At 40.7% G+C, this 16,082-nt stretch carries 17 protein-coding genes; 9 read left to right on the top strand and 8 right to left on the bottom strand.

Annotated elements, in window-relative coordinates:
• The first annotated feature begins 30 nt into the window (after positions 1 to 30).
• Complete coding sequence (locus ACEQZT_RS00655) at positions 31 to 912, top strand: hypothetical protein (protein ID WP_370086243.1); 882 nt, start codon at positions 31 to 33, stop codon at positions 910 to 912.
• Positions 913 to 1,024: 112 nt separating this feature from the next.
• Here the strand turns inward: ACEQZT_RS00655 and ACEQZT_RS00660 are convergent, their stop codons facing one another.
• On the bottom strand, positions 1,025 to 1,336 hold the full coding sequence (locus ACEQZT_RS00660) for a hypothetical protein (RefSeq protein WP_370086244.1): 312 nt from the start codon (positions 1,334 to 1,336) through the stop codon (positions 1,025 to 1,027).
• Positions 1,337 to 1,478: 142 nt separating this feature from the next.
• Here ACEQZT_RS00660 and hisS point away from each other — a divergent pair, with 142 nt between their 5' ends.
• The 4 genes from hisS to ACEQZT_RS00680 are packed head-to-tail and all read left to right on the top strand — an operon-like array spanning position 1,479 to position 5,814.
• Entirely contained in the window at positions 1,479 to 2,834 is a 1,356-nt protein-coding gene (gene hisS, locus ACEQZT_RS00665) for a histidine--tRNA ligase (RefSeq protein WP_370086245.1), read from the top strand.
• A gap of 30 nt (positions 2,835 to 2,864) precedes the next feature.
• Positions 2,865 to 4,487: a T9SS type B sorting domain-containing protein gene (locus tag ACEQZT_RS00670; protein WP_370086246.1), complete on the top strand. Its 1,623-nt coding sequence runs from the start codon at positions 2,865 to 2,867 to the stop codon at positions 4,485 to 4,487.
• Positions 4,488 to 4,494: 7 nt separating this feature from the next.
• On the top strand, positions 4,495 to 4,827 hold the full coding sequence (locus ACEQZT_RS00675; protein ID WP_370086247.1) for a YbaB/EbfC family nucleoid-associated protein: 333 nt from the start codon (positions 4,495 to 4,497) through the stop codon (positions 4,825 to 4,827).
• Positions 4,828 to 5,814: a glycosyltransferase family 2 protein gene (locus ACEQZT_RS00680; protein ID WP_370086248.1), complete on the top strand. Its 987-nt coding sequence runs from the start codon at positions 4,828 to 4,830 to the stop codon at positions 5,812 to 5,814. It begins immediately after the preceding gene.
• Here ACEQZT_RS00680 and ACEQZT_RS00685 read toward each other — a convergent pair.
• A complete protein-coding gene (locus ACEQZT_RS00685; protein WP_370086249.1) occupies positions 5,811 to 6,020 on the bottom strand; it encodes a PspC domain-containing protein in 210 nt (69 codons plus the stop codon). The two genes, ACEQZT_RS00680 and ACEQZT_RS00685, sit on opposite strands and share 4 nt — an antisense overlap.
• A gap of 150 nt (positions 6,021 to 6,170) precedes the next feature.
• On the opposite strand from ACEQZT_RS00685, the gene ACEQZT_RS00690 reads away from it, so the two are divergent.
• The 3 genes from ACEQZT_RS00690 to ACEQZT_RS00700 all read left to right on the top strand — a co-directional run bounded on the left by ACEQZT_RS00690 (position 6,171) and on the right by ACEQZT_RS00700 (position 10,981).
• Positions 6,171 to 7,934 (top strand): tetratricopeptide repeat protein, encoded by a 1,764-nt coding sequence (locus ACEQZT_RS00690; protein ID WP_370086250.1) that lies wholly within the window; start codon positions 6,171 to 6,173, stop codon positions 7,932 to 7,934.
• Between the two features lie 161 nt (positions 7,935 to 8,095).
• Entirely contained in the window at positions 8,096 to 9,076 is a 981-nt protein-coding gene (locus ACEQZT_RS00695) for a pyruvate dehydrogenase complex E1 component subunit beta (protein WP_370086252.1), read from the top strand.
• An 81-nt stretch (positions 9,077 to 9,157) separates the two neighbouring features.
• Complete coding sequence (locus ACEQZT_RS00700) at positions 9,158 to 10,981, top strand: ATP-binding protein (RefSeq protein WP_370086253.1); 1,824 nt, start codon at positions 9,158 to 9,160, stop codon at positions 10,979 to 10,981.
• 3 nt (positions 10,982 to 10,984) lie between these two features.
• Here ACEQZT_RS00700 and ffh read toward each other — a convergent pair whose 3' ends face one another.
• Entirely contained in the window at positions 10,985 to 12,313 is a 1,329-nt protein-coding gene (ffh, locus tag ACEQZT_RS00705) for a signal recognition particle protein (protein WP_370086255.1), read from the bottom strand.
• A gap of 134 nt (positions 12,314 to 12,447) precedes the next feature.
• Between ffh and ACEQZT_RS00710 the strand changes: the two genes are divergently transcribed.
• The gene (locus tag ACEQZT_RS00710; protein ID WP_370086256.1) at positions 12,448 to 12,909 is read left to right on the top strand and encodes a hypothetical protein; all 462 of its coding nucleotides are present in this window, start codon (positions 12,448 to 12,450) and stop codon (positions 12,907 to 12,909) included.
• A 28-nt stretch (positions 12,910 to 12,937) separates the two neighbouring features.
• On the opposite strand, the gene ACEQZT_RS00715 is transcribed toward ACEQZT_RS00710, so the two are convergent.
• From ACEQZT_RS00715 to ACEQZT_RS00735, 5 genes are read right to left on the bottom strand one after another with little or no spacing between them, the layout of a single operon-like run.
• Positions 12,938 to 13,342, bottom strand: a complete 405-nt coding sequence (locus tag ACEQZT_RS00715) for a DoxX family protein (RefSeq protein WP_370086258.1) — start codon at positions 13,340 to 13,342, stop codon at positions 12,938 to 12,940.
• The gene (locus ACEQZT_RS00720) at positions 13,335 to 13,937 is read right to left on the bottom strand and encodes an SGNH/GDSL hydrolase family protein (RefSeq protein WP_370086260.1); all 603 of its coding nucleotides are present in this window, start codon (positions 13,935 to 13,937) and stop codon (positions 13,335 to 13,337) included. Before ACEQZT_RS00720 ends, ACEQZT_RS00715 begins: the two co-directional genes overlap by 8 nt.
• A 43-nt stretch (positions 13,938 to 13,980) precedes the next feature.
• Positions 13,981 to 14,451, bottom strand: a complete 471-nt coding sequence (locus ACEQZT_RS00725; protein WP_370086262.1) for a hypothetical protein — start codon at positions 14,449 to 14,451, stop codon at positions 13,981 to 13,983.
• Positions 14,444 to 14,554, bottom strand: coding sequence for a MetS family NSS transporter small subunit (locus tag ACEQZT_RS00730; RefSeq protein ID WP_370086263.1), 111 nt, complete (start codon positions 14,552 to 14,554; stop codon positions 14,444 to 14,446). The genes ACEQZT_RS00725 and ACEQZT_RS00730 overlap by 8 nt, the downstream gene beginning before the upstream one ends.
• Positions 14,551 to 16,035: a sodium-dependent transporter gene (locus ACEQZT_RS00735; protein ID WP_370086265.1), complete on the bottom strand. Its 1,485-nt coding sequence runs from the start codon at positions 16,033 to 16,035 to the stop codon at positions 14,551 to 14,553. Before ACEQZT_RS00735 ends, ACEQZT_RS00730 begins: the two co-directional genes overlap by 4 nt.
• Between the last annotated feature and the right edge of the window lie 47 nt (positions 16,036 to 16,082).

Raw genomic sequence — 16,082 nt, forward strand, 5'->3', positions numbered from 1 at the left:
AACTTGAATAGATAACCAGACAAAACAATAATGAAGTCACTGACCAAAGTCCTAACTCTTATAGCTTGCATTTCATTCTTAGCGAGTTGTACTACGCCCTCATCCACAGGTGAGGAGAAATCAAAAGAACAATTAGCCGAGGAGAAAACCATCCATGACCTGGAGAAGTTAATGGAAGACTTACCACCCCCCTCTCTCGTTCCGTTTACACTGAAATCAGTTGGCGCAGGATTTGACAAGCAGCATATCAACTCTCTCGAAAACATTGACAACTACAGAAGCAACAGAGATAAGATGGCCCTTAATATGGGCGTTTATGCCTCAGATATTAGCTACCTGGCTGCATATGGCCATGAAGAAGATTGCATTGATTATCTGAAGGCTTCCCACGAAATGGCAGAATTCTTAGGAGACTCAGCCATCTACAATGAAGATGATCTAAATGAGTTCAGAGGTCATATTGCAAGTCAAAATGAGGAAGAAATTTCACGAATACTTGGTAAATTATTTTTGGAGACCAGCGTGAAGATGGAGGAAGATCATCACCTTACCATGGCTGGACTGGCACTGACTGGTAGTTTCGTTGAAGGGCTTTATCAGGCAGTAATCACATTAGAAACTTTCCCAGACACCCCTGAAAATCAGAAACTTCTGGAGCCACTAGTGAAAATCGTGCTAGGTGAAGAAGAGGCACTTCTGGACATCATTCAAGTATTGGATGATCTTCCATTTGATGATACCATCGCCGACATGATTACTGAACTTTCCATTTTAGATCGCCTATATAAAGGAGATCTTCAGGAAATTGAAGAAAAGATGCAGAGTGATCCAAACTTTATCTTAACCAGAGATGTGATGCGCGACATCACGCTAGAGGTTAAGCGAATCAGAGAACGTATCACAGGAGAATAGTCACTATTTCTACCTAACTGGAAAGCATTGGCCCAGGTCAATGCTTTTTTTTATGCACAAAAAAACCTCTCGACAATTCGAGAGGTCTGTTTGGCTTGATAATAAAGGATAATTATTTATCCTCTTTTTTCTTAGCAGCTGCCTTTTTTGGAGCAGCCTTTTTAGTTTCCTTTTTCTCAGCCTTAGGCTTAGCTTCCTTCTTTTCAGCAGCTTTAGGCTCTGCCTTTTTCTTAGGAGCAGCTTTCTTAGCTTCTTTCTTCGGTGCTTCTGTTGCTTCAGCTTTAGTAGCAGCCTCAGCCTTAGGAGCAGCCGCTTTTTCAGCTTTAGGCTCTTCTTTCTTCGACTTAGTTTTCTTAGCAAACTCAGCCTTTATTTCATCAATGTCTACATTTTTGATAGTAGGAACAGTGTTCAAACGCTTCATCGTGTTCACTCTGTTCTTAGCGACATTTTTATTTTTTCTACCTTTTCTTTCTAATCTTGTTACGGCCATTTTCTTGGTCTTCTTACGTGAAATGAGCCGCAAATTTAGGGGATTATGTAGTTTTGTCCAAAACGAATATTGAATGTCTAAAAGTAAGCCTTCACTTCCACGAGGCACCCGTGATTTTGGTCCTGAAGTTTCTGCTAAACGCAGCTACATCATAGATAAAATCAAGAAGAACTTTATCAAGTACGGTTTTTCTCAGCTGGAGACTCCTTCCATGGAAAATCTTTCTACACTGACAGGGAAGTACGGAGACGAAGGAGATCAGCTGCTTTTTAAAATTTTAAATTCCGGAGATTACCTCAACAAGACTTCAGAAGATGATTATGAGAGGGGAAGTAAACACCTTACTTCCAAAATTGCTGACAAAGGCTTACGGTATGACCTGACTGTTCCTTTTGCACGCTTCGTGGTGATGAATCAGCATGAAATTTCATTTCCATTTAAGCGATTTCAAATCCAGCCAGTATGGCGTGCCGATCGCCCACAGAAAGGAAGGTACAGAGAGTTTTATCAGTGTGATGCTGATATCATAGGAAGTAATGGCATCTGGAATGAGGTAGAACTTACACTTCTTTTCAATGATGTCTTCAATGATTTGAGTCTCGAGGATTACATCATTAAAGTCAACCACCGGGAAATCCTTTTCATGCTTGCAGAGTATGTGGGTTTAAAAGGAAAAGAGGTTCCCTTTTGCGCAGAGATTGATAAACTGGACAAGATTGGAAGTGAGAAGGTGGTTGAAAACGTGTTAGCTCTTGGTGGAGATGCTGGTAGAATGAGTGAAGTTATGATCCTACTTACCTCATCTGATGTTAACCAACTGATCGATAAAGTGAAATCAATTGCTCCAGAAAATACCGGCGTAAAGGAGATAATGCAGTATTTCGAATCTTTAGATCAGTTTAAAGACAAAAATTTAAAAGTAGATCTGGACTTATCATTGGCCAGAGGCCTCTCCTACTACACAGGCATGATCTATGAGGTGAAACCCACAAGCGTACAAATGGGCAGCATCTGCGGCGGAGGTCGCTATGATAACCTCACCGGTGTTTTTGGTCTTCAGGGGATTTCAGGGATTGGTATCTCCTTCGGACTGGATCGTATTTATGATGTAATGGAAGAACTGAATCTTTTTCCTGAGAAAATCACACAAAGACTGGATGTTTTGATTGTCCACTTTAATATTGAGAATCTTAAGCATGGTCAGAGAATCGTAATGGATTTACGTGAGGCAGGAATCAAAGCTGATCTCTACCCTGAATCTGATAAAATAAAGAAGCAATTCAACTATGCTGATAAAATTCAAGCTCCTTACACGCTCATCATTGGTGACAATGAAATGGAGTCTGGTGAATACATGCTTAAGGACATGCAATCAGGTGAGCAAAAACCATTGAAATTGGATGAAATAATCCAGCTTTTTAAAGGTTAACTTTACGAAGCTTGTTTGTTTATCAATTTGATGCACCGCTGGATACATATTTCGCTTTTATTGGCCATGCCGGCTCTGGCCGATGCACAGGTATTCAGTAGCAAGGGCCGTTTTTCAGTAGAATTCGATCGCGGTTGCACTCCCATGACCGTTAATATTACCGAGCATGATCCATACGGCACTGTAACACGACAATACTACTACTTCGAAGGTGCAAGCATTACCAACAGTCAGACCCATACTTATCAGAATGAAGGAGTTTATCAAATCGTTCAGCTGATTGGTGCTGATGGGATTGGCGACAAGTCAGACACTTTGTATGTTGAATCGGTAGAATCCCAAAAGCCACAGATCGAAATCAAGAAATGCAATGCATTGGAGATATCGGTCACCTCAACAGACACTTTCTATGATAGCCTAAGGGTTTATTTCACTTCGAATGACTCCACCACACTTAGAACAAATGAAACCGGAGAATTCATCTTCTCTACTTCAGGTAATCAGACCATCGGAATCAAAGGTTTTTTTGACAATGCTGATGAAATTTGTAGTTCCTACTTTGAAGAAATCGTGCCATTGCCATCACTTCAGGCACCAAACATTTTAAGCGCATCTATCAAGGAAACCTGTAAAGATCAATTCTCACTGTACATGGAAATAGATCAGGTAGATACACTGACAAACTACCGGATCAATCTGGATCAGGGGTCTCCAATAAATGTGTATGATGGATTCCTGAATACAACTTCGCTAGTATTTGCCGATATATCTTTCCAAAAACAAGCATACTGCCTGAATGTCGAAGTTTATGATCCCTGCAATGCCAGTTCAGACTCCAGTCCTAATTATTGCTCGGAATCCACGGACCTATCGCTCTCCCCTTTTGAAACACTATATTCCACCTATGATTCTTCAGGCATTTATATAAACCTGGATGAGGTCAACATCGGCACATTCCAGATTTATAGAAGAATAGATGGTGAAGAATTTGAACTAGACTCTGAGCAAACAGGGTCATTTACGGACAACATTGGTTCGAATGGACGGAAATATTTCTATAAGATAGATTATGTAGACAGCTGTAATCAGGTTTTATACGTTGCAGAAACCAATCCCCCTCTGGTTGAGGCAAACAGTGAAGGAACAAATACCTATCGAGTCACATTTACTCCAGCGGTAAATTCGATAAATGAGGCATCCACGAACGAAGTTCAATCTGGAAATTCGTTTTCTCAGACAACCTCTCCTATTACAGACAGTGAGTTTTCTATTCAATTGGATGCCAAAGATGGAAGCCCTCGACAGTTCATCACGGCAACTTCCACTTACGAGAGTGGATTGACTTTAAAGTCCAATGCTGTAACCGTTCGCTATGAGTTGGTCATTTACGTGCCCACCGCATTCACGCCAAATGGAGATGGGCTCAATGACACACTCGAGCTTTTCGGTTTGCCTACTGAAATAGCAACCACCAATATATATACTCGTTGGGGTAAACTGATTTATAGTTCTGATCAGCCGATTCCGGGTTGGGATGGGACCTACAACGGAACTTTGGCAGATGAAGGAACTTATCTCTACGAAATAATCTTTGAAACAGCAGATGGAGAAAAGCGAATGCAAAAAGGTACTTTTGCATTGATAAAAAAATAGGAATGATATGTTCGATATGATGAAAATGATGGGCAAGGTGAAGGAGATGCAATCCAAGATGAAAGAAGCCCAGGATCAATTGAAAGACATTAAAGCAGAGGGCGAATCAGGTGGCGGCATGGTGAAGGCCACCGCCAATGGAAACAAAGAACTGATAAGGCTCCAAATTGATGATTCATTGGTCAATGGCACTGATAAGGACATGATGAGGGATTTGATCATTGCCGCTGTGAATAAAGCAGTAAGCGAGGCGGATATAAAAGCAAAAGAGCATATCAAGAAATCTACAGAGGGTTTTATGCCCAATATCCCAGGAATGGACCTCTCAGGAATGATGTAAATGACAAAAACTGCAATTGTCATACTCAACTATAATGGGAAAAATTTCCTTGAGAAGTTTCTACCTTCAGTTATTTCAAACTCCCAGGAAGCTGACGTTGTAGTTGCTGATAATAACTCAAGTGATGATTCAGTAGATTTTCTAAAATCCTCCTTTCCGAGTGTGCGACTTATCCAACTGGATAAAAATTATGGTTTTGCAGGAGGATATAATGAAGCTCTAAAGCAGGTAAAAGCAGATTACTTTCTCCTATTAAATTCAGACGTTGAAGTTTCTAAAGGCTGGTTAGCTCCACTTGTTTCTTTTTTAGATACTAATCCCAACTTTGCAGCCTGCCAGCCAAAGATCAAGGATCAAAAACATAAAGCACTATTCGAATATGCGGGTGCATGCGGAGGGTTCTTAGACACATTGGGTTATCCGTATTGTCGGGGAAGAATTTTCGACAACATTGAAATAGATTCAGGCCAATACAATGAACCTCTTGACATCTTCTGGTCTTCGGGAGCATGTATGTTAGTCCGATCTGAAGTATTTCATCAGGCTGGTGGTTTTGATCAGGATTTCTTCGCACACATGGAAGAAATTGATCTGTGCTGGCGAATTCACAGTCTTGGGCACAAAATCAAGTCGATTCCACAGTCGACCGTTTATCATGTAGGCGGTGGTACGCTTTCAGCTACGAGCCCTTTCAAGACATACCTAAACTTTAGAAACGGCCTTTATCTGTTGGTTAAAAATTTACCTATTACAGAGTTGCTTTTAAAGTTGCCTGTCAGAGTTATTCTAGACTGGGTGGCTGGCATGAAGTTTTTAACAGAGGGGCGTCCAAAACACACATTATCGATCTTTAAAGCTCATTTTTCGACTATAGTAAACCTTCCAAAAATGATTCAAAAAAGAAAGATCGTCTCATCAGCTCCTAAGTCAAAGCTTCTGATTTTTGAATTCTACCTAAAGGGGAATCGAAAGTTTAGCGATCTCTAGTAATACCAGAGTGTATTATTTCTTCTTCTAAGAAGCTTTCTGAAATTCATCACGAATGCCAGTGCCAAATAGACAATAACGGGAGATCCAAACGTCAAAAAAGAGGTATAAATGAAGAACAAACGAATACTGGATGTAGGTATTCGAAGCTTCTCACCCAATCGGGTGCACACTCCAAAGGCATATTTTTCTATATAGTCCTGCATAATTCGTTTATTGATGCAAAGATAAACAATACAAGTTTTAGATAGTTGTGTTAATAGTGCTTGAAAATGATATTTTCGATTAATTTTGTGCGCACTATAAACTAAGAATTATACTATTTATTGTTTGTACAATTAAAAAAACTGAATCAGATGAAAAAATTTAACCTAGCCATGGCATTTGCTGCCGGAGCAATTTTGCTTTCCGGTTGTAAGCTTGACAAAATGATAAAATTGGCTCAGGAGAATGATCTTCAGGTGAACCCTAATCCTCTTGAAGTTCACGGTGGAAACGTACCATTCGAAATGAGTGCTGTCCTTCCTCCAAAAATTCTTCCAGCAAACACAAGCTTTACTCTAAACACTATCTATGTATACGGAGATCAGGAAGTAAGCGTAGGCTCTATCGAGTTTACTGCAGCTGACTTCCCTAACAGTTCTACTACTACTTCAAGAAAAGCTACAAACTTCTCTTTCCCATATCAGGAAGGAATGAACCCTGGTACGCTTTACGTTCAAGGAGTTGCAACAGATACAAGAAACGGAAAGTCTAAGCAGACTGATCGTCTTGCTGTAGCTCAGGGACTTGTGATGACTTCTGCATGGATCAAAGATGTGGCTATGACTTCATATGCTGATCATGGTTACAATGATAAAGAAGAGTTGATCCCAACAAAAGTTGATTTCTACTTCGATCAGGGAAGATCTAATCTTAGAACTTCCTTGAAGTATGATGGTGTTTCAAACGCTTCAAAAAGAGATCAGCTTAGCGCATTTATCGCTGAGAAAAACGTAACAAGAACTGTTACTATCACTGGTACTCACTCTCCTGAAGGTACTGAGACAATCAACAGCAACCTTTCTAAAGACAGAGCTGCTACAATAGAGAAGTACTACAGAAGCAGAATGGATCGATATGATTACAAAGGAGCTGCAGATTCAATTGATTTCATCCAGAAGCCTATCGTTCAGGATTGGAGTGCATTTAAAGCTGCTCTTGCTGCTTATGATGGCATCAGCGCAGATGAAAAAGCTCAGTACAACAATATTATCAACGGTTCTGGATCTTTCGTTGAGAAAGAAAAAGAAATGAAGAAGCTTTCTACTTACAAGAAAGTATTCAATGATGTATACCCTGGTTTAAGATCTGCTAAGACTGAAGTTCTTACTGTTAAGCCTAAGAAATCAAACGCGGAAATCGCTGTTCTTGCTAAAGCGATCGTAAATGGGGAGGCTAGTGCTGATACACTTTCTAACGAAGAGTTGATGTTTAGCGCAACGCTTACTCCTTCTCTTGAGGAGAAAGCTGCTATCTACAAAGCTGCTGCTGATAAGTCTGGCATGTGGCAAGCACACAACAACCTTGCTGCTACTCACATCGAGATGGCTAAAAGAGGTGATGCTTCTAAACTAGATGGAGCTGCTACTCAACTTGAAATCGCAATGAACAAAATGAGCTCAGCTGCTGAAGTTCAGGCTAACATGGCTGCAGTTCAAGTTCTTCAAGGAGATTATGATGCTGCTTACGAAACATTAAACGGAGTTAGCTCTTCTTCTAACGATATCAACGGAAAAGTAAGCGCAATGAAAGGTGCTGTAGAGCTAAGAAACGCTGAGTACGACAAAGCAAAAGCTTCATTCGCTTCAGCTAAAACTAACGACAATGTAATCGTTGACAGAGGTTTAGCTCACTTACTAAGCGGAGACTACAAAATGGCTGACGCTGAATTCAAGCAAGTAGAGAGAGCTGATGCTTACTATCTACTAGCTGTTTCTGCTGCAAGACAAAACAACGCTTCAGGTGTGGGTTCTAACCTTAAGAAAGCAGTAGATGCTGAGCCTTCTTACAAGGACATGGCATTGAACGATCTTGAGTTTACAAACTTCGCTGATGCAGTAAACGAAGCTGTGAAGTAATTCACACTAAAAAGTAAAATGAAGCCCTACCATATGGTAGGGCTTTTTTATTGGATAATAATTTTAGTGCAACCTGATCTACTGCTTAAAAAGCGATTAGAAAGCCTCAATAATCAAGCATTCATCATTAATTTAGCACACCGAAAAATACGACGCACACAATGAGAGAAATTCAATTCAGAGAAGCCCTTGGCGAAGCAATGAGTGAGGAAATGAGAAGAGACGAGAATGTCTTTTTGATGGGTGAAGAAGTGGCTGAATATAATGGAGCTTACAAAGTAAGCCAGGGAATGCTGGATGAATTTGGAGCCAAGCGTGTAATCGATACACCGATTACTGAATTGGGCTTTGCTGGTGTGGGTGTAGGTGCAGCAATGAATGGCCTGCGACCTATCATCGAATTCATGACATTCAACTTTTCTCTCGTTGCAATAGATCAGGTGATCAACAGTGCAGCGAAAATGCTTTCTATGTCTGGAGGACAGTACAATGTGCCGATCGTATTTAGAGGCCCTACGGGTAATGCAGGGCAACTCAGCCAGCAGCACTCACAAAATTTTGAAAACTGGTATGCGAATACGGCTGGTCTTAAGGTGGTAGTTCCTTCCAACCCATATGATGCAAAAGGTTTATTGAAAACAGCTATCAGAGATGATAATCCGGTTATCTTCATGGAGTCTGAATTAATGTATGCAGACAAAGGTGAAGTGCCAGAAGAAGAATATCTACTTGAAATCGGGCAGGCGAATGTTGTGAGAGACGGCTCAGATGTAACCATCGTATCATTTGGTAAAATGATGAAAGTGGCTAATGCAGCTGCTGAAGAACTAGCCAAAGAGGGAACTGAAGCGGAAGTGATAGATCTAAGATCCGTACGCCCTATTGACTATCATGCAATAGTTGAATCGGTTAAGAAAACAAATAGATTGGTGATTGTTGAGGAGGCATGGCCATTGGCTTCTATCTCATCAGAAATAAGCCACCATGTACAGCGAAACGCATTTGACTATCTGGATGCCCCTATTCACAGAATAACCAATAAGGATGTGTCCCTGCCATATGCACCTACTTTGATTGAAGAGGTTTTACCTAATATGGCCAGGACAATCGAAGCTGTTAAGGCAGTTACCTATAAGCTGTAATAAGCACTCGCGAATACCGCTCCAATCTTAACGTAGAAGTCCAGATTTTTAATTGATGGCTTATTAGGTTATTTTAATCTAATGAAAAGAAATGCCATCGCATTTTTCTTCCTAGCCTTTTACAACATTTATGGCCAGAGTGAGATAGATAGTTTACTCACAGTAGCAGAAAGAAGTGAAAATGACTCTGTCCAATTCTCTGCCTACATTCAGCTTGTAGATTTAAATATCTATGATGCTCCGGCTACATCTTATAAGTATGCTATTGAAGCTTATAAAAAAGCCAGACAGTCAGGCGCACAAAAATCTTTAAGTATTGCGTTAAATCGAATTGGCAGTTGTTATTGGTCATTAGGGGTATTAGACAGCTCACTATTCTATTTTAATAAATCACTCGAACTAGCGAGGGTCTTAAACGAGAGGTCTCTAACAGCCAGAAATAATGGGAATATTGCCAATATCTATGCCGCCTCCGGCAACTACTTTGATGCCATCAATTATTCCAAGCAGGCACTCGCTGAATTTAAAGAACTTAAAAATCAAAATAGAATTTTTGCCATGTATAATAACATTGGCAAATACTATCTGGATAATGGTGAGATAGATTCTGCAGCACATTATTTGTCACTGGCAGGAGAGGCGCTTAAACCTGAGTTTGAATTTATGCTTCCAATCTACCTCTTCAACGTGGCTGATTTGAAGTTTAATGAAGGTGACTATCAAACGTTCGATTCATTGCTTAACTCTTGTGAAAGAGAAGCCAAAAAGTATCAAGACAATAGGGCATTAATACGAGTAGAGCAAATGAGAGCTGAGCTATTGCTTCACCAAAACAAAAATTCCCAGGCTCTAACCTTAGCTCAAAGTGCTTACGAAAAGGCTTTGAAGACTCGTGTAAAAGATCTTATTCAAATATCAGCATCTACACTTTCCAGTGCACTTCGAGCGAATGATCGGTTTGAAGAATCCCTGGCGAAGTTGCATTTAAGTCTTGCGTACAAAGACTCATTAGAGAACAGACGTATTAAAAATCAGCTGTCCATCGATAAATTCAATAGAAACCAGCTTGAAATTAATTCGCTTGCGAATCGGAATTCGTTGTTGGAAACAGAATCATCTTACTGGAAACGTATCATTATAATCTTATCGATATCCATTATCACCATCATTATTCTCAGTTATACTATTTACCGAAGAAGACAGCAAATAAACCAGCAGCATAAAGAGCTAAAAGAGCTTAACAATTTCAAAAACAAACTGCTAGCAATCATTATACATGATTTACGATCGCCAATTGGGCAGCTCATAAGTACCGTACAGCTAATGAAAAGTGGAGTTAATGACCCAAAGCTTTTAGATATGGTTAAAACCAAAGTTGAAGGTCTTGATGATCTTATGAATAATTTATTCGGCCTTGCCTATGAGTATATGAACGAGGATACACTTAAAGCCGAATCCTTCGAATTAAAGCTATTGGTAAATGAGGTTGCAGATAGCCTCGCAACAATCAGTGAAGCAAAAAAAATAACTATATCTAACAAGGTATCGGGGCAGATTTATACCTATGCAGATAGAGGGCTAATCGCTATTGTTTTACGCAATTTGATTGTCAACGCTATTAAATTTTCCGACAAGGATACGAAGGTAGTCATCAATGCATCTGTACTTGAAGATCGGGTAGAAGTGACGGTGAAAGATCATGGTATTGGGATGAGTGAAAATCAGATAAACGATCTCTTCACTACTGAAACCACACACTCTGCCGGAACCGACGGAGAGATCGGGAGCGGTTTAGGCCTTATACTTTGCAAGGACTTTGTTGAAAGAAATGGCGGTACTATAAAAGCAAGCAGTGCCCCTAAAAAAGGTTCTACGTTTACATTTACTCTACCCAAAGGTGAATAAACATTACTTCATCCCACCAAGCATATTAGCAAGTGCTCTCTTCCCCCCTGACTTATTCATCATCTTCATCATCTTTCTCATTTGCTCAAATTGCTTGAGAAGCTGATTAACCTCTTGAATAGATGTTCCGCTACCTTTTGCGATACGCTGCTTCCTGGTTCCATTAAGAATCTCAGGCTGAGTTCTTTCCTTTGGAGTCATCGACTTGATGATTGCCTCTATCGGCTTCAATGAATCATCATCTATATCGATATCTTTTATGGCCTTACCCATGCCCGGAATCATCCCAAGCAAGTCTTTCATACTCCCCATTTTCTTCATTTGCTCCATCTGAGCCAGGAAGTCATCAAAACCAAATTGATTCTTGCGAATCTTCTTGTTGATTCTTCTGGCTTCTTCCTCGTCATAGTTTTGCTGGGCACGCTCAACTAAGCTTATGACATCCCCCATTCCAAGAATCCTACTCGCCATTCTATCTGGATGGAACAAGTCGATCGCATCCATTTTCTCACCAGTAGAGATGTATTTGATTGGCTTCTCTACTTCCTTTCTAATGGAAAGAGCAGCACCACCACGAGTGTCACCATCTAGTTTTGTAAGAACTACTCCATCGAAATTAAGACGCTCATTGAACGTAGCAGCGGTGTTCACGGCATCCTGACCAGTCATCGCATCTACTACAAAAAGCGTTTCTGCAGGATTCACAGCCTTCTTGAGTTCAGAGATTTCATTCATCATCTGCTCATCCACTGCCAATCGTCCGGCGGTATCTATGATCAATGTCCGCTTACCATTGTCTTTCGCATGCTTAATTGCATTCTTGGCAATCTTCACTGCGTCCTTATTTTCAGGCTCTGCATAAACCTCTACTCCAACCTGCTCCCCCAACACTTTCAACTGATCAATCGCGGCTGGTCTATAAATATCACAAGCTGCAAGTAGGACTGTTCGCCCTTGCTTCTTCAGCAAAGAAGCAAGCTTTCCGGTAAAAGTTGTCTTACCAGAACCCTGAAGACCTGAGATAAGTATGATATTAGGGTTTCCATCCAAACTGATAGGCACGTTGGTTTCACCCATCAGCTTGGTTAGCTCCTCTGATACAATTTTAGTGAGTAGCTGTCCCGGAGAAACAGAGATCAACACATCACGCCCAAGCGCCTCTTCCTTTATCTTGTCAGTGACATCCTTTGCTACCTTGTAATTCACATCGGCATCCACCAAAGCCCTGCGAATTTCCTTTATAGTCGTAGCAACATTTATCTCTGTGATTTGCCCCTGCCCTTTCAGGTTTTTGAAGGCTCTATCCAGCTTTACACTTAAATTATCAAACATATTCGTTCTACAAGTTTTCCAGTCGCAAAGGTATAAAATAGTGATCACTGAAAATACCTTAATCACCAAATGAAACCTTTCCACTACAAATTGAGTATAACCAGTACCTTGCATAACAAAATACACTAATCAAAATGAAAAGGACAATCACATTATTTACGGTAGCACTTTGCCTTGCTTTTGTAAGTCAGGCGCAAAAAGTGACCGAAAAAGACATCATTGGCACATGGAAGCTGGTAATTGACATTGAAGAAGAGATGGAGGAGGAAGCTGAAGAGGCTGACACCATGCTGGAGGAAGTATTTATCAAAGCGATTTCAGGCTTTGTAGGTGGAATCATGGATGATATTGAAATTTACTTTGAGTTTCAGGCTGATAATGATCTTAAGATCACGGTAAATGCCTTCGATGAGGTAGAAACAGAGCGTGGCTCATGGTACATCAACCGACGAGGGTACTTGGTAATCGAAGATCTCGATGACGATGATGATTTTAATATTAGTACCGATGATGATGAATGGAAGCTGATTGATGGAATTCTTATCAGCGATGAACATGAAAAAAACAGGAGCGTGTACATGACACGTGTCAATTAAAAAGGACTTCAATACTCTAAAAAGGCAGTTAACTATGACTGCCTTTTTTATTCATAACCGCATCAAGACTTAGATATCCGCTACCATTTAGAAGCATAAACAAACTACCAGCAAGCATTGAAATGGCGGGATAGATATTTGGGTATGGGTCTTTGGTATGAACCAAGAGGATGGCAACAATAAAATTGAAGATCATCACTGCGCCTGCCCATCTCACCTTCCACCCAAGTATGAATAGAATACCACAAATAAACTGTGCATATACCGATACTATTGCTGAAATCAATGGAAAGGGAGCTCCGAACAACTCAAGAAAATCCCTGAATTCAAGCATTCGATCCCAGGAAAAAACATTGTCCTGTGTTCCATAGATCAAATGGAATCCAACTGTTAGTCGAATCGGTAAATCCGCATACTGCTTTAGGCTATTCATTAAAAAGTGTTTTTACAATTACTTCTGCTGCCAGTCTGCTTCCCTTTGGAGAAGGATGAAAGCCATCCAATCCGTATAGTGAAAAGTCACCAGTCTTATCAAAATTAGCTTTCCATATCTCCCCAACAGGGCAGAGGATTGCTCCATTTTCTTCCGCAGCTTCTTTGTGATTTTTGATTACTCCATCAAAGGTGTGATAATAAGTGCGAGAAGGCCAAACCATAAAAAAGACCAATCTGGATTGGTTTTGCTCACAGAGTTTTTGAAGGGTTTTTCCCGCATCGAACAACATCTCCCTACCTTCCTCCTGTGAGGATGGGCCTTGTTGAACGATAACATAATCGTACTTACCACTTCTGATTCGCTTCTGCACTTCCCCATCATCGAGGTGATCTACAAGCGCATAGTTTGGAAAAGCCAGCATTGTGGTCTTGACCTTTATTCCCCTTCTTTTTGCTTCTTTTTCTACCATATCAGGTAGGTCATTGGTGTAGGTTAGGCTGTTTCCAACGAATAGAATATTTGTGGATTTACTCTGAGCAACTCCAGAAAAGCATACCATCAAAAGAAGAAAAGCGGTGAGAAAGTGCTTCATAGCCCTAAGACAATTTAGCGTGGCTAACCCCTATAAAGAAGACTTACTTGTCCAGGATATTCTTGAGATTCGCCGGAGAATAATTGATGGATTTCAAGGTTTTGTTGTCTCCCACTCTGTAAACGAGCCACTTCCCATCACGCTCCTCATAGTAAGCGTCTGTATCTTTTTCGTTTTTATAATGATCCACCGTCTGCTGAGCTTCTTGCTCGGTTTCACAGGCTTTGCTCATATTGGATCGTTGCACCTCTTCAAAGAGCTCTCTGAACTTATCTCCCAGTCCAAACTCAAGGATAGCACCGGATAAAACATATTGGATGTCGCAGAGGGCATCAGCAACCTCCACCAGGTCTTTATCATCTATTGCTTCCTGCAGTTCCTTTAACTCTTCTGCAATTAAAGACACCCGAAGTTTACAGCGATCTTCCGATGGAATTTGAGGTGTTTCTAGAATAGGGTGTCTAAAGGTTTTGTGAAATTCTGCTACCTGATTTAATGGGTCGATTTTATCCATTGATGTTTCGTTCTTTTTTGATGGCACGAGTGAGAAAATAAACAAAACCACCTATCACGATTGATAGGATGATGATCATACTTAAAATTGCTCCTGCGCTCATGATTTTACAAATTTCTTATACAAATATCCATTCAATGCTAACCCTACCAAAATTACAACTCCCCATTGTGTGATGGTGGAGGCATTGCTATACACACCAAAAAGATCCCACTGTCCATCCTCATTAAACCACTGTGCGCTGTAATCCTGAGATAGCCACCAATAGATCAAAAAGAAGCCGACGGCAATGTTGGCGAATATCGCATATTTGAAAAAACTCGATGGCAAAATCATGTCCGACCCTACATCAATTGTTTCTTCTTTAAACTGAGCCGGGTTATTCATCGCTACAGCAATGAGAATAAAGAGTCCCGTCACGATAAGTCCAACGCCCCAAACCCAATCCTGATTTGAAAAGAAATCGAGTGACCATGCGGATGGGAAACCAAATGCGATGAAGCATACGATTACGAATACTAGAGTTCTGTTCTTAGAGATATTCAGATCAGCGACATTCTGCATGAACAACTCAATCATTGGTAAAAGCGAGCTGAATGCCGCCACGAAAAGTGCCAGAAAAAACAAGACAGAGAGGTAATCTCCACCCGGTACATTTGCGAAAAGCATAGGGATAATGGTGAAGGTAAGTGCCTGATTTCCTGACTGTAGAAAGGAGATAGCCTCCGTATCGGATGCCGCTAAAGCAAATACGGCTGGCAGGATAGCCATGCCCGATAAAAGTGACGCGGTATTATTTCCAAAAGCCCCAATAAAGGTGTTCAATGTAACATCCTCATTGTCTCTCGAAAATGCTGATAATGTCATCATCAGACCCCAACCTGCACCCGTACTCCATGCCGACTGTGAAAGCGCCTCAATCCAAATCGTAGGGTTACCGAAAAGTGACCAGTCTATCGCGAACATGTATTCCAAGCCACGAACTCCTCCTTCCATATTGAGCGACACAAACACGATAATAACGAGGAGAATAAAAAGACTTGGAATCAAGAGTTTGTTGGCCTTCTCCAATCCATTTTTCACCCCACGGATGAGGATAAAAGCAGCTAGAAAAATAACACCCACATACACGATTACGGTAGTCCAGTCTCCATTGGAAATTCCATTCCAGAAATTGGTCAGGTAGTCTGGGTTGGCCTGAAGTGTTTCGAGTAAAGTAGCTTCTTTAAAAATATTTCCAATTGAGAACGTAAGATACCTGAATGACCAGGCGGTGACGATTGAGTAATAAAAAGCTATCCCCAATGTGCAAACGGTAATGAAGAAGCCCATCCAGGTATACCTCTTACCTGCGAATTTGGCAAAGCTGCCAACTACCCCACTTTTAAATTTTTTGCCGATAGCAAATTCTGAAAGCAGCAGAGGTATGGACCAGATGAAAAGGAAAAGGATCCAAAGCAAAATAAATGATCCACCATACTGTCCCGCCAATCGGGGAAACCTCCAGAGATTACCCGCGCCTATGGCCATACCCAAGGCTGCAAGCACGATACCCCAGCGATTACTAAACTGCTCTTTACTCATAAATGACTTATTGTGAATTTGCCAATCCGTCAAATATATGTAAAGTT

Source organism: Ekhidna sp., from assembly GCF_964218185.1.
Classification (GTDB): domain Bacteria; phylum Bacteroidota; class Bacteroidia; order Cytophagales; family Cyclobacteriaceae; genus Ekhidna.